The following is a 21,041-nucleotide window of genomic DNA, read 5'->3' on the forward strand; positions in this document are numbered from 1 at the left end:
AGAGGGCCTATAAGTGCAAAAGGGCATTATCTGGGCCGGCGAAGCGCTGGCAAGGGGGCCTATAAGTGCAAAAGGGCACTATCGGCACCGGCGAAGCGCTGGGAAAGATGCCGATAAGTGCAAAAGGGCACTATCGGCACCGGAAATGAGCGGAAAAACCTGCTAACTGGGCCGAATGTGTGTGTGCGAGCCGGAGATAGCCGAAAAAACCTGCTAACTGGGGCCGAATGTGGGTGTGCGAGCCGGAGATAGCCGAAAAAACCTGCTAACTGGGCCTGACGCGGGTGTGCGGAGCCGGGGACAGCCGAAAACGATCGATAAATCGACCTGCTGCGTCGCAAATTAACTTTATCAAGAAGGGAACCGCCCCCTCGCTGTCGAAAAGGCAAGAAAAGAGCCAAAATTTGGCGAAATGGAATAGGGAGACAAATCCGTATGATTCGCGTGGTGCTTATTGACGATGAAGAAGATGCCCTGGATTTGCTGGAGATCCTGCTTGGGCAGATGGCGGATATCGAGATTGCGGGCAGGTACGTGAATCCGGTGCAGGCGCTTGGAGCGCTGGAGCGGTTGTCTGTCGACGCGGTGTTCCTGGACAATCAGATGCCGGGCATCATGGGGACGGAAGCGGCGAGAAGGATCCGGCAGACGCTGCCGAAGCTGCCGATCATTTTCACGACGGCTTATTCGGAGTATGCGGTTGAAGCATTCGAGATCCAATCGACCGACTATTTGCTGAAACCGTTTACGATGGACCGGCTGCAGAATGCGGTGGCGCGCATCCGGCAATCTTTGCCGCAACCGACGTCCCAATCGGACCCGGACGGGAACGCCGCGTCGAGCGCCGCGCCTGTCGTTCAGTGCCTGGGCGGGTTCCAGGTCCATGCGCCGGAAGCGGGCAAGGGAGGCGTGTCCTGGAAAACGAAAAAGGAAAAGGAGCTTTGCGCGTATCTCATCCACTACGAAGGAAAGTCCGCTAGCGCGGCGGCGATCATCGAAGCGCTATGGCCGGGCTACGATCTGAACAAGGCGAAGACGTATTTGTATACATGCTTGTCGTATTTGAGGAAAACGTTGATGGAGCATCGCGTTCCGATCGGCATTCGCAAGTTCGATCAGGGCTTCGCGGCCGAGCTGGAGGGCGTAACGGTCGATGTCGCGGCGTTCGAACGATGTCTGGGAGACGCGTCATCGGTTGAGGACACAAGCGTGTACGGCCGGATGAACCGTTTGTACCAGGGAGAGTACATGGACGCTTGCGATTTCGGCTGGGCGCTGCCCAGGCAGCTCGAGCTCAGGGCTTCGTATATTCGCGCGCTTCGCGCATGGCACGCCTCGTTCAGACGCCAGGGCCGTCGCGAGCTCGCGGCCGACAGCCTGGAGCGCATATTGGCGCTCGCCCCGGAGTCCGAGCAGGACGGACGCGAGCTGATGCGCCTGCACCTGGAGGCGGGCGATCGTCATGAAGCCTGCCGTGTCGGCCGGCAGCTCGAGCAGGCGGTGCGCATTCAACTGGGCGCCGAACTGGAAGACGAGACGCTGAAGCTGCTGCGACAGGCGACAGACGATGCTTTCAGGGGCATCCGATGAGGAAAAAAGTAGCGGCGGCGCTGATCACGCTCGTTTTGCTGATCGCGACCTACAGTTTGTTGTTGCCGTTCTCCTCCTGGCATCAGAAGTCAGGGCCGGCTGCGGCGAACGGATACATGGACCTCAGCGCGTGGCGGTTCGAGGAGGGCGGCGTCGTTCGGCTGGACGGGCAGTGGGAGCTGTATCCGGACAAGCTGCTGACCGTACGGGACTTCGCCGCAAGCGGAGAGCGACTGACGCCGGCTATGATCCAGGTGCCCGGATCTTGGTCGCGGCAGATGGATACGTTCGGCATGGCGACCTATCGATTGCGCGTTCAGGTCCGCGATACGGGCGAGGTCTACGGTTTGAAAACGGCGTCGATCCCGATCTCTAACCGTCTGATCGTCAACGGCCGGATCGTCGGCTCGAGCGGAAATCCGGCGGAAGAGCGGGAATACGAGGCCTATAACCGGCCGTATGTGAGCTACTTTACGCTGCAGCCGGGCTGGAACGAAATTTTGCTCCAGGCGGCCAACTTCGATTTTCGCGCCTCCAGCGGCATCGTCGAGTCGCTTCAACTGGGCAAAGCCGGTCAGATCGCCGAGCTGCGCGACCGGGCGACCGCGCACGATTGGATCTCGGTCAGTGTTTTTCTGATCATGGGACTTTATTTTTTCGGCTTATATACGCAGCGCAGGAACGATTTCTCGCTGGCCATGTTCGGCCTCGTCTGTCTCTGCATCGCGCTGTTCATAAGCGTCAGCGGCGAGCGGGTGCTGCTTCTTGCTGCCGGCAAGGTTCCGTTCTGGCTCTATTATCGCATCCAGCTGACTTCGGCGATCGGCGTGGGACTCGGTTTTTTCCTGTACGTCAACACCGCATTCCGGCCCTATTGCTTTAAATGGCTCGTTCGCGGCGGCGTGGCGGCGGGAACGGTACTGGGCGTGCTCAATGCCGGATTCGCGCCGCAGCTCTCGGGAGGGTTGACTCGCCCGCTGACTTCTTTATTCGCGACCTTCGCGCTGCTGTACGCGACTTATGTGTTCATATTGGCCGCGCTGCACCGCGTGGCCGGCAGCCGATATCTGGCCGTGGCCGTCTTGGCCTTGAACGTAATGGCGCTAAGTCTGAATATGAACTTTTATTTTGGCGTGCCGATCTATGCGCTCCCGCCGATCGAGCCTTTCCTCGTGCTGCTGATGCTGGCTTTGCTCATGTCGCTTCGCTTCTCGAACGCTTTCCGCAAAATCGAAGAGCTGTCGGGTCAGTTGCTGCAGGCGGACAAAATAAAGGACGACTTTCTGGCCCGCACCTCGCACGAGTTCAAGACGCCGCTGCACGGCGTGATGAACATCTCCCAGTCGATGCTGGATAATGCCGCATCGCCGCCGACCGCCGATCAGCGGGATAAACTGCGGCTCATTACGGATATTACGAAGCGTCTGTCGCAGCTCGTCTACGACATCTTGGACCTCTCCATGCTGAAGCGCGGCGAGCTCGGGATCGCGCCGGCGCCGATCGACGTCCGCTCGATCGCGGAGGTGCAGGTGCAGTTCTATTCCTATCTGTGTGCGGGACGGAACATTGTGCTGGAGAATCGTGTTCCTGCGGATTTGCCGCTTGCGCTGGCCGATGAGAGCCGTCTGAGTCAGGTGATCGGCAACCTGCTGGATAACGCGATCAAGCATACCGAGAGCGGCAGCGTCGTCGTTACCGGAGCGGAGCACGGCGGCAGGCTTGAACTGGCGGTGCAGGATACGGGGAAGGGCATCGAGCAGCAGGATCTTCCGTTCATTTTCGAGCCGTTCAAATCGCTTGAAGGCAAGCAGGGCCGCAGCTTCGGCCTGGGGCTGTCGATCGCGAAGCAGCTGGTCGAGCTGCAGGGCGGCACCCTGTCGGTCGCTTCTTCGCCCGGCGTCGGCTCGACGTTTACCTTTACGCTGCCGATCGCGGAGCGAAAGCTCGAAGCAGCCTCGTCTCCGTCGCCCCCTTCGTCCCCGTCACACGCTTGGGCCGAACCCCCGGCAGCCGAATATTCATTTGCGACGCCCCATTATGCGAACCCGGACGGCGAGCGTACGGTGCTCGTCGTCGACGATCAGCACGTGAACCTGAAGGTGCTGCTGGACGCGCTTCAGCCGCTGGACTACCGGGTCATCGCGGTCAAGAGCGGGTATGAAGCGCTGGCGGAGATCGACCGGCCGGGCCGGATCGACCTCGTCATCCTTGATCTGATGATGCCCGGCTTGTCAGGTTACGAGGTATGCCGGGAGCTCCGCAAGCGCTACTCGCTGCTGGAGCTGCCCGTGCTGATGGTGACGGCGGCCATTCAGCCGCAGGAAAAGGTGGCCGCCTTCCAGGCCGGCGCCAACGATTACTTGCCGAAGCCGTTCGATCTGGTGGAGCTGAGGGCGAGAATCGGCAGCCTGTTGGCGATGAAGGAATCGCTCGGAAGGGCGGTTTATCTGGAGGTCGCGTTTTTGCAATCGCAGAACAAGCCGCATTTTCTGCATAACGTCCTGAACAGCATCGCGGCATCCAGCTACACGGACGCGGATCGCGCGCGGAAGATGATCGTCGATCTCTCCGACTACTTGCGCGGCAGCTTTCGTTTCAGCAATGCGGAGGGACGGATCGCCTTCGCGGAGGAATTTCAGCTCATTCGAACGTATGTCGATATCGAGCAGGCCAGGTTCAAGGATCGAATCCGCTTTGAATACGACATTGCAGAAGAAGCCCATGCGCTCCTGTTGCCGCCGCTTCTGCTGCAGCCGCTGGTCGAGAATGCGATCCGGCATGGGATCGGCGGTCGGATCGAGGGAGGCACGGTCAAGCTGACGGCCGCCTTGTCGGACGGGCAATGGCAGCTGGTCGTGGCCGACGACGGTGTTGGCATCTCGCCGGAGCGATTGAGGACGCTACTCGACCGCGCCGATGAGAAGGAGCGTCATGGCGTCGGCCTGCTGAATATCAACAAACGGCTGAAGTACGAATACGGGATCGCGCTCGAGCTTGCGAGCGAGCAAGGCCGCGGCACGACCGTCACGGTGCGCATCCCGGATAAAACGGCTTGAATCTAAAACGACAGGCTCTTCCGTTCCTGGAACGGAGAAGCCTGTTTTTATTTGACGACCGCAATAGAAAAATGTCGATTTTTAAGGTTTCTTTAAGGTGCCGTCCGCTAAGCTGAGCGTTGATTGGAATCTCTTGGACAAAGGTGGGTACGACGTGAACACACGGTACGGCGCGCGATGGAACATCGCTTTGCGTGACAGGAAATGGCTTGTGCTCCTCTCCAGCCTGGCGCTGGTCATCTCGCTGTTCTCCTCCGCAGGCGGGAGGGCTTATGCCGATAGTGGCATGAGCGGGGAAGGGACGGAGCAGGATCCATGGAAGGTCACGAATCCATTTACGTTGAGTCTCATCGGTTCCAGCAATTATCCGTTAAGCGGCAACTTCAAGTTAATGAACGATATCGAGCTGAAAAGCGAGTGGACGCCGATCGGCCTGGGATCCGACACAGGCTTCACCGGCACGTTCGACGGCAACGGTCATACGATCTCGGGCCTGTCGATCGGTCTGCCGGCGGAGGACAACATCGGATTGTTCTCCCGAATCGTCAACGGTGCTGTATACGATCTTACGATCGAGGCAGATCCGGAGATCGGCGTCTTCGGCGCTACGAATGTAGGGCTGCTGGCGGGAACGGTCGAGCAGACGGACGCAAACAAGCCGGCCTGGGTGTCTTTAGTCAAGGCGACAGGTGACGTAACAGGGAACAAAAACGTTGGCGGCTTGGTCGGAAGCGCGGAAGCGATCAAATCCGGTTACGCTGTTTTCGCCTATAATCGCATGGAGGCTGGTCTTGTGACCGGCGGTAAAAACGTTGGCGGACTCATCGGCTTGTCCGACAAAATCCAGGTGTACAATTCCTCGTCCGCGGCCAACGTCGAAGGCGGAGAAGGTCTGGGCGGCCTGCTCGGCAATGGTGCAGGCACGAGAGTGACGAGAAGTTATGCGACGGGGGCGGTCACGTCTTCCGGGGGCAGCAATATCGGTGGTCTCATCGGCGCATCGAACGAGAACGATATCCAGATGAACTACGCTACCGGCGATGTGAGCGGCTCCGTGACCGGCGGCTTGCTCGGTGTCTCGACCGATGACAAGATTGTGCACAATTACGCAGCCGGACATGTCGCATCGACGGGCCTTACCAACGGTTTGATCGGCGAAAACTTCGGTTCGCAGCGAGCAGTTGTCGCGTCCTACTGGGATACGACAACTTCGGGCGTGCTTGACGTGGACGAGTCCGACGCCGCGCAGTACGGCATCGGGCGCAGCACGTCCGAGCTGCAGGACGAGACGACATTCACGTCGGCTTCGGCGGCGAACCAGAAATGGGATTTTGAACACTACTGGTTCATGCAAGCTGACGGTTATCCGCAGCTGTACGGCGGCATGGATCTTGAGTTCGACGTGGAGCCGGCCGCCGTATCGGATCAGGTAGCTCATTCGCACGAGCTGACGATCAAAGCAAGCTCTGCCTTTGTCTCCTATGGACAGGAGGTCGCGGTCTATCGCGCCGCAGACGACCAGAAGCTCGGTTCGTTCGATCCTTTTACAAGCACAACGATTCCGGTCACGCTGGACACGACGGACGAGGTCGACGGCGAGCTGACGCTGGAGGACGGCTATTATCTGGTCGATCAAGACGGCCGCCGGACGAGCGTCTTTTATCCCGAGGTTCTCGTAGATAACACGCCGCCGACATGGGCGGACGGCGCTTCGATCGCGCCGAGCGAGAACGGCGGCCATATCGATCTGTCCTGGGGCAGCGCCGCCGACGACGGAAGCGGTTTGGACTATTACAATCTGTACGTCAACGGAACGCCTACCCAAGTTTACGGTACGACGACTACCGTGAACAATCCTCCCGCCGATGCTTTGTATGAGGTCGAAGCGGTAGACAGGGCGGGGAACAAGAGCGCGAAGCTCTCCTTCGGCGGCACGCCTTCGACGACAACGATCAGCGGTTTGAAAAACATTACGTTCGGGCAGATTAACGGCTTCTACCTTTCTTACGTAACGGGCGCCCCTACGTCTTCGGGGATCGGCAACCAGAGCTATGCAGGCACGCAGTCCTTCTACATCGACGGCGCTCTGCATCAAAAAGACGTGCAGTTGGGCTCGTTAACGGGGGCATACAGTGTATTTACCTTCAATCTCAGCGGTCTCTCGGAAGGACCGCATACGCTTAAAGCGGTATACTCCGGCTACGTCGGCAAGTTCGGCGGAGTCGATTATGCCGTCAGCGGGAGCGAGGGAACGCTGGAGATTACCGTCAACGGACTGAAGGTCGACGCGAGCGATCCGAGCGGCGCGGCGAACAACGGCAAGACCAAGCTGACCGTGACGCCGGCTCCGGCATCGGGCAACAAGCTTGTATATCGCAATTTTGGCAGCGGCGACGTTGCTGTGCCTACAGTGGGCGATGTTCTGGATATGACCGAATATGCGGATCTGCCGGAGAGCGGACTGGCTGAGGCGACGAACGGCGATCGCATCGGCGTGGTGGAGATCGATACGGCAACGGGGAAGGTGGTTCACTTCGGCCAGGGGGTGGCCGTGTCGACGGACGAGAATGGAGGACCGGATCCGGTTCCCGCGTCGGGGCTGACGGTCGTGTCGACCGACCCGAGCGGCAGGGAGAACGACGGCAAGACGCAGCTCGCAGTAACGCCAATGCCGGAGCCGATGTCGGTGAACAAGCTGGTGTACTACAACTTCGGCGGCGGCCAAGCGGCCGTGCCGAACGTGGGCGATACGCTGAACCTGTCCGCGTATGCGGACTTGCCGGCTGACGGCCTGATCGCGGCGGCGGATGGCGATCGAATCGGGGTTGCAGAGATCGACGCCGCGGGCGCCGTCGTTCGCTTCGGCCAGACTGCGGCCGTCGTAGCGGATGAATCCGAAGGACCGGGTCCGGGTCCGGTTCCTGCGTCGGGGCTGACGGTCGTCTCGACCGACCCGAGCGGCAGGGAGAACGACGGCAAGACGCGGCTCGCGGTAACGCCAATGCCGGAGCCGATGTCGGTGAACAAGCTGGTGTACGAAAACTTCGGCGGCGGCCAAGCGGTCGTGCCGAACGTGGGCGATACGCTGAACCTGTCCGCGTATGCGGACTTGCCGGCGGACGGCCTGATCGCGGCGGCGAATGGCGATCGAATCGGGGTTGCGGAGATCGACGCTGCGGGCGCGGTCGTGCGCTTCGGCCAGACGGCGGCCATCGTCGTGGCCGAGGATGATGTTTACGTGCCGCCGATTGATGTGCCTGCGAACCCTGTCCCGACGGATGAGGTAGAGGTACTCGTAAACGGCAAGGTGGAAAAGCTGGGCAAATCGAAAACGTCCGAGGCCGGCGGCGTGAAGACGACGACCGTCACCGTCGATGCGGCCAAGCTGCAAGCGAAGCTGGACGCGGAGGGCAGCAACGCGATTGTCACGATACCGGTTGCCGGAGAGTCGGCGCTGAAGATCGGACAATTGACCGGACAACTCGTCAAAAATATGGAGAACGCATCGGCTACGCTCGTTCTTCGGACAGACAATGCGAGCTATACGATTCCGGCGAAGCAATTCAACATCGACGCCTTGTCCGGGAAGCTTGGCCAATCGGTGAAGCTGGAAGACATTCAAGTGCAGATCGAGATTGCCGCTCCGGGTGCGGACACGACGGCAATGGTGGAGAAGGCAGCCGAGAACGGCGCATTTACGCTTGTCGGGCCGCCGGTCAGCTTCACGGTTCGCGCCATTTATGGCACGGAGTCGGTGGAGGCAGCTCGATTCAACACCTATGTTGAGCGAACGATCCAGATTCCGGACGGCGTGGATGCGAGCAAGATTACGACGGGCGTGGTCGTCGATCCGGACGGGACGACGCGCCACGTGCCGACGCAAGTCGTCGTCATCGACGGCCGTTATTACGCCAAGATCAACAGCTTGACGAACAGCACGTATGCGGTCGTCTCGCACGAGCGGTCTTTTTCAGATATGACGAATCATTGGGCGAAGGCCGCGGTGGAAGACATGGGCTCCCGGATGGTCGTCGAGGGCACCGGGGGCGGACTGTTCAGTCCGGATCGCGAAGTGACTCGCGCGGAATTTGCGGCGATCGTCGTGCGCGGACTCGGACTGAAGCCGGAGAGCGGCGCTTCTGCATTCTCCGACGTGGCGGCCGGCGACAGGCACGGCGCCGCGATCGCTACGGCAAGCGCATATGGCTTGATCGATGGCTATGCGGACGGCACGTTCCGGCCGGAGGACAAGCTCACCCGGGAGCAGGCTATGGTCATTCTCTCCAAGGCTATGGCGATCACCGGGCTGCAAGGCAAGCTGCCGATTGCATCGTCCGACGCGGCGCTTCGCCCGTTCAAGGATGCGACGAACGTATCCGCATGGGCGCAAAAGGGCGTTGCGGCGAGCGTGACGGCCGGCCTCGCCACGGGACACGGCGACACGAGGCTCGCCCCGCGAGAAGCCGTCACCAGAGCTGAGGTCGCGGCACTCGTGCAGCGACTGCTGCAAAAGTCGGGCTTAATTTAACCAAAGCGAGCATCCGGGCCTCCTTGGCCTGGGTGCTCGCTTCGGTTTGTGCCGATAAGCGCAAAAGGGCACTATCTGGGCCTACGAAGCGCTGGTAAAGGTGCCGATAAGTGCAGAAGGGCGCTATCTAGGCCGGTAAAGCGCTGGCAAGGGTGTCGATAAGTGCAGAAGGGCGCTATCGGCGCCGGCGAAGCGCTGGAAAAAGTGCCGATAAGCGCAAAAGGGCACTATCAGCGCTGCGAGATGTCTGTTTAGCAATAGTACAGATGGTTAAGGTGTGTGCAAAACCGAAAATAGATGGAAAAAACGGCTAATTTATCCTGGTGCAGGTGAGCGAAGCCCGAGATAAGCGGAAAAATCGGCTAACTGAGCCGAGTATGAGTAAGCGAGGCGGGAGATAACCGGAAGCAGGCCGCGCTGGCGGCGTTTTTTCAATAAACGGGCGCCTAATTACGTTCATAATATGCCATAAACCGCCTGAAACTCGGGGCGGTTATTTTTTATCTTTTTTTCGCGCGCGTGTCGATTCCGCCCTCAGCCGTTCGTTGTCTGTATAGAAGCAGCCCAACCAACCGTTCATCGGCAGATCATTAAGCAATAAACGGCTCGGCGCCGGCTGCTCGCATCCACCATAATCGAAGGGGAGATCAATTCATGATGATCGAACGTGAAACGAACATGCAGGCCGCCGCCCAACGCTCGAATATCTCGGGCGTTAGGCGCTGGACGTCGCGGGCAATGGGAGGCGTTGCCGTACTTTTTATGCTTTTTGACGGAATCGGCAAGCTCGTTGGGCCGGCACCGGTCGTCGAGGCAACCCGAGAACTCGGATTCGCGGAACACCACTTGGCGATCATGGGCATTCTCAGCTTGCTTGCTACTTTGCTGTATATGATGCCTCGTACCGCCTTCCTGGGCGCGATATTGCTGACCGGGTACCTGGGCGGAGCAGTGGCGGTGCAAGTTCGAATCGACGCGCCTCTTTTCTCGAACACACTATTCCCGGTCTATGTGGCCGTCCTCGTCTGGGGCACGCTCTGGCTGCGGGACGAACGGCTGCGCAGGCTGCTGACAGGCGGCTGACAGGCGGCGCTTGACGCGATAGTGAGAGTCGACAAACCCCGGGTTCAAGCTCAAAACATCCGCTCCAGCTCATCCACGATAGAGCTCACATACCCGACCGCGGCCCGGATCGGCGCGGGGTTGCTCATATCGACGCCCGCCAGCCTGGCCAGCTCGAGCGGCGAGTGCGTGCCGCCCGCTTTGAGGACGCGCAGCCAGCGGTCTACGGCCGGCCTTCCTTCCGCTTCGATCGTCGCCGCCACCTGCGTGGACACGGTCAGACCCGCCGCGTACGTATACGGGTACAGCCCCATGTAATAGTGAGGCTGTCGCATCCAGGTCAGACCTGCGCCGGGGTCCTGCTCTACGGCGTCGCCCCAGAACTCCCGCAGCACCGCTTCCTTCAAGGCGGTGAGCTTGGCCGCGGTCAGCGGCGTGCCGAGCTCGGCAACTTCGTATACGCGGCGCTGCATGTCCGCCTCCAGCAGATGGGTCACGAAGTTGTGGCAGTAGGTGTTCATGAGCTGCAGCAGCACCCAGCGCTTCAGGCGCGGGTCCTCGGATTGCCTCACGATATGGCGCGCCAGCAGCAGCTCGTTTAAGGTCGAAGGCGCCTCAATGAAAAACATCGAGGACTTGAAGTTGACGTACCGCTGCGACTGCGCCGCGAGCATAAAGTGCGCCGCGTGCCCCAGCTCGTGCGCGAGGAAGAAGGCGCTTCGCATCGTGTTCGTCCAGGTCAGCATAACATAGGAGTGCGCGCCGTAAGGGCTGGAGCAGAACGCGCCCGTCGATTTGCCGATATTGTCCGCATAGTCGACCCAGCGTTCCGTAAGCGCCGCATGGATGATATCCGAATATTCCGTGCCCATCACGGCCAAGGCTTCCTTCACAAGGCGGCCGGCTTCCTCGATGGTGACGGGGGGACTAAAGCTGGGATCGAGCGGCGCTTTCAGATCGGAAAATCGGATGCGGTTGAGCCCGAGAACACGCTCCTTCAGCTTGGCAAACCGCCGCATCGCCGGCGCAAGCTCGACACGAATGGTATCGATGACGTTGTCGTAGAGCCGACGCTCGACCTCCTGCGGTTCCAGAAGCATATGCGTAACCGACGGATACCCTCGCAGCCTGGACAACACCGTCTGCTTCTTCACCTCCGTCGCATAAGCCGCCGCGATCGTATGGCGATAGGTCGTCAGCGTCCGCGTAAACGATTCAAACGCCGCCCGGCGAAGCACGGGGTCCGGCGACTCCTCGTAGTCCGCCTCGAACAGGGCGAACGACACGGGCTTCTCCGCTCCGGCGCCGTCCTTCACCGGGGCGAACGTCATATCGGACAGCTTGCTCCGCTGGTAAACCGTATACGGAGAGCCGAGAACTTCGCCGAGCGCCGCGAGCGCCGCCTCGGTATCCGGGGACAACGCATAGGGCTTCGTCCGCAGCAGGTCCTGCAAGCTTTTGCGATAGACGCCAAGCGCCGGCTCCTCCTCCAAGTAGCGCTCCAGCAAGCCGTCCGGCATGTGAAGCAGCTCTGAGCGGATAAAGGCCAGCCGGGCATTCACGGCTGAGATCAAATCTCCCGCGCGCGCGGCATTCGCTTGATATTCCGGATTCGTCCCGTCCTGCGCCTGCTGAAGCCTGGCGTAAGTGGACACCCGCACGAGCTTGACCTGCAGGGTCTCCTGCGCTTGGAGACATTCGGCAACTGTGCACGCGCCTTCCGTCAATTTTCCGCGATAGGCCTCGAGCGCGGGCAGCAAGCCTTCGATTTCCGCCAGCGCCGCTTCCCAAGCCGCCTGATCCGCGTACAAATCCTTCAAGTTCCACGTCAGCTCTTCCGGAGCCGACTCCCTCGTTATCCGCACCTTCGTCCCCCCAACGCTTCAGCTGTCTTTCCGCCTGCTACCCTGATTTTATACGAACTTGCGCTTGCGTGACGAGCCTTCGCATTCGGCTTCGCTTGACGAACTACTACGTGTTGTAGTAATTTAAGATTACTACGTAGTGTAGTAATCGATGCCGTCATGGACGCATGACGGAACATGAGGTGTTCACCTTGACCCAAATTCAGAAGCTGTCGGATACGGAAATGGAGTTAATGGAAGCGATCTGGGCATGCACGCCTCCGGTCACGTCGACGGAGCTGCTGCGCATGTTCGCGCAAAAGGGGAAGGCATGGAAGGCGCAGACCATCTCCACCTTTTTATCGCGTCTGGTGGACAAAGGCGCGCTTGCGGCTACCAGGGACGGCCGGACGAACAGGTACGTGCCGCGCATTTCGCCGGAGGACTACAAGCTGCTCGAGACGCAGCACGTCCTGGACGGGTTGTATCAAGGCTCCGTTAAGAACTTGATCGCAGCCATGTACGACGGCGACAAGCTGTCCGATCAGGACATCGCCGATCTGAAAAAATGGTTTTCGGAAAAGTAGGTGCTCCGATGAACGCGATGCTTGAAGTGCTGTTTACGCTCGCCGTCGCCGGGAGCGTCGTCGCTGCTATCCTTGTATTGTCGCGGCAAGTCCCCATAGAAGCGTTCCCTGCCAAGTGGCGTTACCGGCTTCAAAAGCTCGCGCTCTCGTTCTATCTGCTGCCCTTTGCCGTCGCAATCTCTCGGTTGGTGCAGCTGATGAGCGCGCATGCGCCGACCGTGCCGGATTCGTCTCCCTTATCCAGCGCAGGCGCGACATTAACTGGATCTTTCTTATCGGGTCGGACCATTCCGTCCGGTGCGGCCATTGTCATTTTAGGGATATGGGCGATCGGCGCGATCGGATTTGCGGTGCGGCAGCTGTACGATTATCGTAGATTCACCTCGGCGCTGGCGCGCACGCGCATCGCTCTTCCGGAGCGCGGCGAAGCGGCCGAACGGCTCTCCCTAGTCAAGAAGGAGCTCGGTGTAAAAAGCAACGTCGCGCTTGCCGCCAGTCCGATCATTCGAAGCCCGGTCCTTGTCGGCCTATGGCGGCCCGTCATTTATTTTCCGCCGACGCTTGCCGCAGACGTAGACTTGGACATGGTGCTCCGTCACGAATGCATACATCTGAAGCGGAGGGACTTGTGGGTCAAGGCGTTCGCGCTGGCCGCAGGCGCCTTGCACTGGTACAACCCGCTCGTTCATTTGCTGCGTAAGGACATTCAGCTCTGGAGCGAGCTGTCCTGCGATGAAGAGGTCGTCATCGGCATGTCCCATGCCGAGCGAAAAAGATACGGCATTACGCTGCTTAACGTCATGGCCGGATCGGGGAACCTGCCGGCGCAGTTTAGCGCCTCCTTATCCGGCGACGGTCAACAGCTCAAAAGGAGATTAACGCTTATGCTGAACGCGAAAACAATGAAAAAGAAAACGATGCTGCTGACGGCAGCCGCCTTGTTCCTGGTCGCCGGCGTCAGCACGACCGCGGCCGTATGGGCTTCGGACAATACGCCGACCGTAGTCGCGGAAAAGGAATTGGCGCCTTCGGAGCCCCAAGCGACCGCGACCGCGACTGTGGCCGCGGCCGGAGAGAAGGCTCCCGTGCCGACAGCCGCAGCCGAAGCCGCGGCAGCCGGCCCCAACGACGAGCCGCACCCTACGGCAGCGCCGGCAGGAGAAGCGGAAGCGGCGCCCGCTGAGGAAGCGAGTGCGGTCCCGACCGTAGCGCCGGCACCCGCTGGAAGCGTACATGCCGCATCAGAGACGGTACCCGGCCCGTCGATCGACCAAGCTGCTGAAGCAGCGCCAGTGCCCGCTGGAAGCGTGCATGCCGTTTCGGAGGCGGTGCCTGTCCCGAAGGCCGATCAGACTGCCGTTTCCGAACCGAAGGCGGTTCCTTCTGTAAAGTGACTCGTACGACAGACAAGAAGACCGAGACCCGGTCTTTTTGTCTGTCTGCGCTTATATAGACGGCAGCAGCCGAGGCATACGCGAGCAGGGCTATTGCGTCGAACGCGCGGATTTTCGCATCTTCAAGCTGGCGCGGGCGAGCGGGATGCACGTATTGCAGGACCGTTTTTCACCGAGAGACTTCAAGCCGCTGCCGATGGACGGGGGAGCGTGGATGAGCGGGGATTGGGTCGAGGTCAAGATTCGCATCCATCGCTCCGTCGTCGATCGGGTGATCGAACGTTTCGGCGAGTCGCATGTTCTGGAGATGGGGGAAGAGACTTGTTTGGCCATGTATCCGATCGTCAACCATTCATTCGGTTATGACAAGCTGCTCGCATTCGGGGATAAATGCGAAGTGCTGGAGCCACCAGAGGTTCGGATAGTGTTTGGGGAGTATGTGCGCGGGATTATGGACAAATATAAAAATGAATTCAATTTGAGAAGAGAGCGGTAACAGCGTGCGCAATCCAGTCGATATTGCAAATTACATAGAGGCACGTTACAATACTGAATAATTGTTCAGTATTTTTAGTCTTGTTTCGCGAGGTGATCCTCATCAACAAAAAGCAGCTCCAAACCGAGCAAACCAAAAAGAAAATCGCAGACGCGTCCAAAGCGCTTTTTATCAAGAAAGGCTATAAAGCGACCGCGATCGAGGAGATCGTGAAGGCGACGGGGTGCAGCGCGGGCAATATTTATTACCATTTCAAGAGCAAGGAAGGGCTATTCCTGCATCTGATCGAGGAATGGGATCGGGAGTGGGAGGAGACCTGGCGGGAGAAAGAGGGGCTCTATGCGACGACGGCCGACAAGCTGTACGGCATGGCCGAGCATATGGCGCTCGAGCAGCTCAACCATCCGCTGACGAAGGCGATGGACGAGTTCTATCACAATGCCGAGAAAGGCTCGGAGGTCGAGGAGCGAATCCGGCAGATGATCAAAGGGTACGTCGACTTCAACAAGCAGCTGCTGCAGCGGGGCATCGACGCCGGGGAGTTCAAGGGGGCGGATGCGGGCGCGCTCGGCATGATCCTCGACGGCCTGCTGTTCGGACTGAGCCAGCACGCCCGGCATATGGAGCGGAGCGAAGCGCTGGCCGCGTACCGGCTGGCGGTGGACGTATTCCTGCATGGGATCGCCTGAGCGCGGTCTTCCCTTTTTTTTGCCCACATCTAGAATGATTATTCAGTATTCGTGTAAACGACTTGGAGGACGTTAGTAATGGCTATCTTGGTTAAACAACAGGGTGCGCTTTTGATTCTGATGCTGAACCTGTTCTTGGTATTCACCGGTATCGGCCTGGTCATCCCGATCATGCCGAGCTTCATGAACGAGCTGGGCGTGAGCGGCAGCCTGATGGGGCTGATGATCGCGGTGTTCTCGCTCGCGCAGTTCCTCTTCTCGCCGATGGCCGGACGGCTGTCGGACACGCTGGGCCGTAAACGCATGATCGTCGTCGGCATGCTCGTATTCGCCGTCTCCGAAGGGCTGTTCGGCATCGCGCATTCGCCGACGCTCATGTTCGTCTCCCGGGCGCTCGGCGGCCTGAGCGCGGCGATGATCATGCCGGCCGTCATGGCGTACGCGGCGGACATCACGACCGACGAGGAGCGCGCGGCGGGCATGGGATACGTGAACGCGTCCATCACGACGGGCTTCATCATCGGTCCCGGCATCGGGGGCTATCTCGCCGAGTTCGGCATCCGCATGCCCTTTTACGCCGCGGGCGTCGGGGGCATCGTTGCGGCTGTCGTGACGATGCTTTTCCTCAAGGAATCGCTACCGGCCAAAGGAACCGAGGCTTCGCAAGCCGCAGCCGCCGAGCCGCGGAGCGGTCTGCTGACCCAATTGCGGCATTCGTATCGCGCGCCTTATTTTCTAAGCCTCGTCATCGTGTTCGTCATGTCGTTCGGCCTCGCCAACTTCGAGACGATCTACTCGCTCTTCGTCGACCACAAGTTCGGCTTCGATCCGAAGGACATCGCCTTCGTCATCACGTTCGGCTCGATCGCCGGCGCCGTCGTGCAGCTCACGATTTTCGGCTGGCTGCTGAACCGGTTCGGGGAAAAGCCGATCATTGCCGCCTGCCTGCTCGCCAGCGCCGTTTTTGTCCTGCTCATGCTCTTCGTGCACAAGTTCTGGCTCATCTTCGCCGTCACCTTCGCCGTGTTTCTGGCCATCGACATCCTCCGTCCCACGATTGGCACCCAAATGTCCAAGCTGGCCAAGGACCAGCAGGGCTACGTCGCGGGCCTGAACTCGGCATTCACGAGCCTCGGCAACATCGTCGGACCGATCGTCGCAGGCGTGCTGTTCGACATCGAGATCAATGCGCCGTATGCGCTCGCGGCCGTCGTGCTGCTGATTTGCTTCGCGGTGTCGATGAGGGGACTAAGGAGGAGCGAGCGGTAAGATAAGTACGCTTTGGCATACGGTTATCTATTAGCGTACGACAATCTCATAAGGGGCGGAAGTGATCTTTTGCTCTTCGCCAAGTTCGCCTTCTTCAGTCTGGATGTAAAAAGACGCCGTGCCCACGAGCCGATAGGTGCCGGGACTCTTGATCCTAATCACTCTTTTGCCGGTAACGTTATTCGCCGTGTCCGGATCGTAAGGCTCGTTCGGCTTCAGCATATGAACGATGCCGACATCATGCGTTAAGAAGGTGTTGACGATGGGCCGATCGTTCTCATCGTAAATTTGAATCTGCGTCAGCGGCGAGCTGTGCAAAATCTGGACCGCCCGTTCCGAGGTGTTGGTCAGCGTGGCCGCTACCTCAATCGGCCGATCTGCCGTCGGCGCTTCGCTCAGCGCTGAGACATGAAGAGCGAAGCCGCGCGAATCTCCGCCGTCACCTGATGTGCGGCCGCTCAGTAAAAGGGTGACTACGAATAAAAGCATAAAAATCAGTCGCAATTTTTTCGCCTCCTTTGTCGAGGAAGGTCACGGAATCAAGAAAAACAAATGAATCTTCGCGACCGTTCCGTCCTTCACTTCGAATTCAAGATTGCGTCCTTCGTTATCGCTTATAAGGTAAGCGGCATTATCCGGATTCGTCCGCCCGTCGCCAATCGTGATGCCCGGATAAGCCTTTTTCACATCCGCAACCGTACTGCCCACGGCGATCCCGCCCGGTGTCTCATACTGCGGCGCAGTCGCTTCAATCGACATGACCCAGAAGGATTGGCCGTTTTGTTTGGGCGAGAACAGTTCAAGACGCAGTCCTTCGTAGGTCAGCTCCTTCACGAATGAGCCGGTAAGCGTATCGGCGTGTTCCAGCGCCTCCATCTTCTGCGAGAGCGGCTTGCCGAGCAAGCCTTCGAGATCCGTGCGGTCGTCCCAGTCCTGCAGATGAAGCAGCCCCCGCCCGACTTTGACCGCATAGTCCGATGCCTCCTTCGACTCCTGCTGATTGTCTGAAGCAGACGCTGCGGAAGGCGGGGCCGTCCCTTCGGCGATCGGAGCGGCGACTTGCGAAGCAACCGCGCTCCCGAGCGCATTCTCTTCGGAAGAAGCGCAGCCTGCCGCCGCGACGAGTACACCTGTCAACATCGCGCCTGCGAGCAATTGTTTACAAACGTTCATGCGAAATCTGCCCCCTATACCCCTTCTTTCTCGTCTCCTAAGACGTTATTAATTCACCTAAAGTTGCTCCGTTCGAGCGCACTTGACAGCGGGACAGCAAAGAGATACGCTTCATATATGTAAATATTACGATTAGAGGAGAATGACAATGCGCGTTATTATCACGCTTGCTTGCACCGAGACCGGGGACCGCAACTATACGACGACTAAAAATAAGAGGACCCATTCGGGGCGCATCGAGCTGATGAAGTACTGTCCGCGTCTCAAGCGCTACACGCTTCACCGCGAGACGCGCTGAGTCCGAGAGTCGGCCAAGCATGAGCAAAAGCAGCGCAAATCGAAGCGCATGTGGAGGAAGCGTACGAAGAATATAAACCGGAGCGCGATTAAAGCGGGTAAAGGAAGAAACAAGCGCAGCGGGAGGTGGGGAAGATGGCCGAAGCGGACGCCGGCACTGCCGGCAATGCCGGTGACACCGGCGAGCGCGTCGTCAGCCGGCATTCGGATCGGCAGTGGCGGCGGCGGAGAGCGGAGCTCGCCGAATGGACGGAGCGTCCGAAGGTCAGGCGCAGGGCCAAGCGGACCGCCAGGCTCGGGACGACGGAGATCGACGCGGAGCTGCTCGGCGCGCTGGCGCAGTTCAAGCGTATCGGGCTCGTCACGGAGTTTTCCTGCGCGGGCGTCAGCGTCCTCGACGAGCCGGAGGATCATTCTCTCTACGCCTACATCACGTTCGCATCCTCGCCGTTAGCGGACCGGTTCGTACAGGCGGCGACGGCATACATGAAGCATCGATTGCTGGTCACCTTTGAGCCGGCGCGCGGCCGGTACGACTGTTCTTCCTTTCTGATCGGCCACAATCGCTCCTTCTGCATGCTGATGGAGAAGTGCGCGAGAGATTTTGCAATTGATCAGCGATCCGGCATGTAAAAGACATCGCCGCTCCCTTCTCTTAAGGAAGGAGGCGGCGATGTCTTTTATATTTATGCCTCGGACGCAGACGCGCGCCGCTCATAGGCGAAGAACAGCATGGCGACGCTAAGGATCGCGCAGATCGTATACATGGACGGATACGAGACCAGGTCGGCGACGGGCCCCATGACGATGCTGCCCAGCGACATGCCCAAATCGGCCATGGCGATGAACAATCCGAGCAGTACATTGCGGCTCGCGGCAGGAAGGACAAAGGACAGGTACGACGTCAGCGCGGGATAGAGAAGCGCCTGCGCGACACCGAGCAGGAGGGCGCCGGTATAGAAAAATGCTGCGCCTCCCGCCGCCGCGAAGCCGATCGCCTGCGCCGCCGCCGCGATGAGCAGCGTCACGGTCACGACATAACCGGTATGCCACCGGCCGTCGGATGGGATTCGTTTTCTCCATACCCAACGGGTCGCGACCAACGTCCCCGCCTGCAGCAAGAGATAGATCTCCGCATGGCCGGCTCGAACCTGCGGCGCATACAGCGGGATAAAGGTGGTCGACGCGCCGAATACGAGAGAGGCGGCCAGCATCAGCATGCTGCACCTGAACAACCGTGGATGCCGGATCAACTGGCCGAACGATTGAAGCATTTCCGTCCCTTGTTTCTTCTGGTCCGCCGTGGGCTTGCCTGCATGCGGGGTCATCCTGGCGGTATAGCCGACGACCCCTGTGAGGAGCGCAAACGCGATCATCGATGCGGCGAACCAGAAGGAAGTCCCCGATTGCCACATGCCGACCGCGAGCAGGGGGCCGAAGATGCCCGGCACGGAAGCGACGAGGGAATACATCGAAATGCCCTGCGACCGCTCCCGGTCGGGCAGCGCGTCGATGATGCCGAGCTGCAGCGCCATGGAGAAAAAGGCGGTGCACGCGCCTTGCAGCATGCGGGCGGCCAAATAACCGCCGAGACCGGTCACCGTGTAGAGAAGCAGCGCCAGTCCGTTAACGACGAGGATCGTCCGCAGGACCGGTATGGGTCCATATCTGTGAATCAGAAGGCCCGCCCAGGGCCGGAACAGCATGGTCGTGAACAAATAGGCGCCCATGATGATGCCGATCGCCGTATTGGTCGCCCCCAGCGACTGGCCCTTCAGCGGCAGGATGACATTCAGAACCGAATTGGCGCCGAAGTACAATAGCGTAAGTCCGTACAATCGCAAAAATGGGAAAGATAATGCGCCTTTCAAGCTGCAGCTCCTCTCTCAGGTCGTTCGAGGCTTAGCGGTTACCTGATCATCATGCGGAGCAACTGCCGCGCATAGGGAGATTGAACGTCTTTCAGGCGTTCCATTCGAATGTTCTCCTCGATCCTGCCGTTTCGCATGATGAGGGCCCGGTCGCACAAATAGGCCGCCGCCTCGATATCGTGGGTGATAAAAATATAGCCCATCCTGCAAGACGATCGCAGCGATCTCAGCAAATCGAGGATCTGAACCTGCACCGAGCCGTCCAGGGCGCTCACCGCTTCGTCCAGCAGCAGGCATCGCGGCTGCGTGGAGACGGCTCTCGCGATGCAGACGCGCTGCGCCTCGCCGCCCGACAGCTCATGCGGGTATTTGCCGCGATAGGAGACGTCCAGGCCGACTTGCTCAAGCAGCCGGTCGATTGCCGGGCGCTGCTCGCGCGTTTCCACCCCCAGCAGCTTCAACGGCTCGCGCAGCGCCTGCTCGACCGTATAGAACGGATTGATCGAGGAGGCGTAATCCTGAAAGACCGCGCCGATGCTGCCTGCCCGCATCCGGCGCCGGTCGATGCGCCGCCCGTCCCACAGGACGCGTCCGTGGTCCGGCTGCTCGATGCCGAGCGCAAGCCTTCCCAGCGTCGACTTGCCGCTGCCGCTCTCGCCGGTGGTGTCCACGCTCTCGCCCGGGCGCCATTCGAAGCTGCTCCCGGAGAGCGCCTGCCGACGCTCCTTTACGAACAGCCCACTCTTCTTATAAATCTTGCTGACGTTGTCCATGACAAGCATCGCCGCCGCCCCCCATCAGTTGATCGAAATGCCGGTTCAGCGCCAGCTTCGCCGACACCAGGCGGCGGGTATATTCGTGCCGGGCCGAGGCGAAGAGATCCCGGGCCTTGCCGCGCTCCACGACGGCGCCGTCCTTCATGACGAGCATATCGTCCGCGATGCGCCTGACGATGCCGAGGTCGTGCGTGACGAAGATCGTCGCGCAGCCGATCCGCTCGCGCAGCGCGACGAACTGCTCCAGCACCTCGAACTGCGAGACCGTATCGTGCGCCGTCGTCGGCTCGTCCGCGATGACGATATCGGGCTCGAGGGCGAGCGCGAGCGCGATCATCGCCCGCTGCAGCATGCCGCCCGCCAGCTCGTGCGGATAGCCGTACATGACCGCGTTCGGGTCCTTCAGCAG

Annotated in this window: 17 protein-coding genes; 11 read left to right on the forward strand and 6 right to left on the reverse strand. The window is 59.9% G+C overall.

Annotated elements, in window-relative coordinates; genetic code table 11:
- Positions 1–435 precede the first annotated feature (435 nt).
- From KVT38_RS10065 to KVT38_RS10080, 4 genes are all read left to right on the forward strand, one after another.
- The gene (locus KVT38_RS10065; RefSeq protein ID WP_217593575.1) at positions 436–1,590 is read left to right on the forward strand and encodes a response regulator; all 1,155 of its coding nucleotides are present in this window, start codon (positions 436–438) and stop codon (positions 1,588–1,590) included.
- Positions 1,587–4,646, forward strand: coding sequence for an ATP-binding protein (locus KVT38_RS10070; protein WP_217593576.1), 3,060 nt, complete (start codon positions 1,587–1,589; stop codon positions 4,644–4,646). Before KVT38_RS10065 ends, KVT38_RS10070 begins: the two co-directional genes overlap by 4 nt.
- 154 nt (positions 4,647–4,800) lie before the next feature.
- The gene (locus tag KVT38_RS35535) at positions 4,801–9,174 is read left to right on the forward strand and encodes an S-layer homology domain-containing protein (RefSeq protein ID WP_217593577.1); all 4,374 of its coding nucleotides are present in this window, start codon (positions 4,801–4,803) and stop codon (positions 9,172–9,174) included.
- A gap of 654 nt (positions 9,175–9,828) precedes the next feature.
- Complete coding sequence (locus KVT38_RS10080; protein ID WP_217593578.1) at positions 9,829–10,257, forward strand: DoxX family protein; 429 nt, start codon at positions 9,829–9,831, stop codon at positions 10,255–10,257.
- 50 nt (positions 10,258–10,307) lie between these two features.
- Here KVT38_RS10080 and pepF read toward each other — a convergent pair whose 3' ends face one another.
- A complete protein-coding gene (gene pepF / locus KVT38_RS10085; RefSeq protein WP_217593579.1) occupies positions 10,308–12,101 on the reverse strand; it encodes an oligoendopeptidase F in 1,794 nt (597 codons plus the stop codon).
- A 191-nt stretch (positions 12,102–12,292) separates the two neighbouring features.
- On the opposite strand from pepF, the gene KVT38_RS10090 reads away from it, so the two are divergent.
- The 5 genes from KVT38_RS10090 (at position 12,293) to KVT38_RS10110 (ending at position 16,515) form a co-directional block, all read left to right on the forward strand.
- On the forward strand, positions 12,293–12,667 hold the full coding sequence (locus KVT38_RS10090) for a BlaI/MecI/CopY family transcriptional regulator (RefSeq protein WP_217593580.1): 375 nt from the start codon (positions 12,293–12,295) through the stop codon (positions 12,665–12,667).
- Positions 12,668–12,675: 8 nt separating this feature from the next.
- Positions 12,676–14,061, forward strand: coding sequence for a M56 family metallopeptidase (locus KVT38_RS10095; protein WP_217593581.1), 1,386 nt, complete (start codon positions 12,676–12,678; stop codon positions 14,059–14,061).
- Between the two features lie 37 nt (positions 14,062–14,098).
- The gene (locus KVT38_RS10100; RefSeq protein WP_217593582.1) at positions 14,099–14,557 is read left to right on the forward strand and encodes a WYL domain-containing protein; all 459 of its coding nucleotides are present in this window, start codon (positions 14,099–14,101) and stop codon (positions 14,555–14,557) included.
- A gap of 101 nt (positions 14,558–14,658) precedes the next feature.
- Positions 14,659–15,246, forward strand: a complete 588-nt coding sequence (locus tag KVT38_RS10105) for a TetR/AcrR family transcriptional regulator (RefSeq protein ID WP_217593598.1) — start codon at positions 14,659–14,661, stop codon at positions 15,244–15,246.
- Between the two features lie 78 nt (positions 15,247–15,324).
- On the forward strand, positions 15,325–16,515 hold the full coding sequence (locus tag KVT38_RS10110) for an MFS transporter (protein ID WP_217593583.1): 1,191 nt from the start codon (positions 15,325–15,327) through the stop codon (positions 16,513–16,515).
- A 30-nt stretch (positions 16,516–16,545) separates the two neighbouring features.
- On the opposite strand, the gene KVT38_RS10115 is transcribed toward KVT38_RS10110, so the two are convergent.
- Positions 16,546–17,019, reverse strand: a complete 474-nt coding sequence (locus KVT38_RS10115; protein WP_217593584.1) for a hypothetical protein — start codon at positions 17,017–17,019, stop codon at positions 16,546–16,548.
- A gap of 27 nt (positions 17,020–17,046) precedes the next feature.
- Entirely contained in the window at positions 17,047–17,688 is a 642-nt protein-coding gene (locus KVT38_RS10120) for a hypothetical protein (RefSeq protein WP_217593585.1), read from the reverse strand.
- 148 nt (positions 17,689–17,836) lie between these two features.
- Here KVT38_RS10120 and rpmG point away from each other — a divergent pair, with 148 nt between their 5' ends.
- Together rpmG and KVT38_RS10130 are read left to right on the forward strand one after the other, a co-directional pair.
- The gene (gene rpmG, locus KVT38_RS10125; RefSeq protein ID WP_217593586.1) at positions 17,837–17,986 is read left to right on the forward strand and encodes a 50S ribosomal protein L33; all 150 of its coding nucleotides are present in this window, start codon (positions 17,837–17,839) and stop codon (positions 17,984–17,986) included.
- Positions 17,987–18,120: 134 nt separating this feature from the next.
- On the forward strand, positions 18,121–18,618 hold the full coding sequence (locus tag KVT38_RS10130; protein ID WP_217593587.1) for a hypothetical protein: 498 nt from the start codon (positions 18,121–18,123) through the stop codon (positions 18,616–18,618).
- A 53-nt stretch (positions 18,619–18,671) separates the two neighbouring features.
- On the opposite strand, the gene cntE is transcribed toward KVT38_RS10130, so the two are convergent.
- From cntE to KVT38_RS10145, 3 genes are all read right to left on the reverse strand, one after another.
- On the reverse strand, positions 18,672–19,856 hold the full coding sequence (gene cntE / locus KVT38_RS10135) for a staphylopine family metallophore export MFS transporter CntE (RefSeq protein ID WP_217593588.1): 1,185 nt from the start codon (positions 19,854–19,856) through the stop codon (positions 18,672–18,674).
- A 38-nt stretch (positions 19,857–19,894) separates the two neighbouring features.
- Positions 19,895–20,638 (reverse strand): ABC transporter ATP-binding protein, encoded by a 744-nt coding sequence (locus KVT38_RS10140; RefSeq protein WP_217593589.1) that lies wholly within the window; start codon positions 20,636–20,638, stop codon positions 19,895–19,897.
- The coding region (locus KVT38_RS10145; protein ID WP_217593590.1) for an ATP-binding cassette domain-containing protein at positions 20,604–21,041 on the reverse strand (438 nt) is incomplete at its 5' end. The genes KVT38_RS10145 and KVT38_RS10140, both read right to left, overlap by 35 nt.

It is taken from the genome of Cohnella sp. GbtcB17 (assembly GCF_019091135.1).
Taxonomy (GTDB): Bacteria; Bacillota; Bacilli; order Paenibacillales; family Paenibacillaceae; genus Cohnella.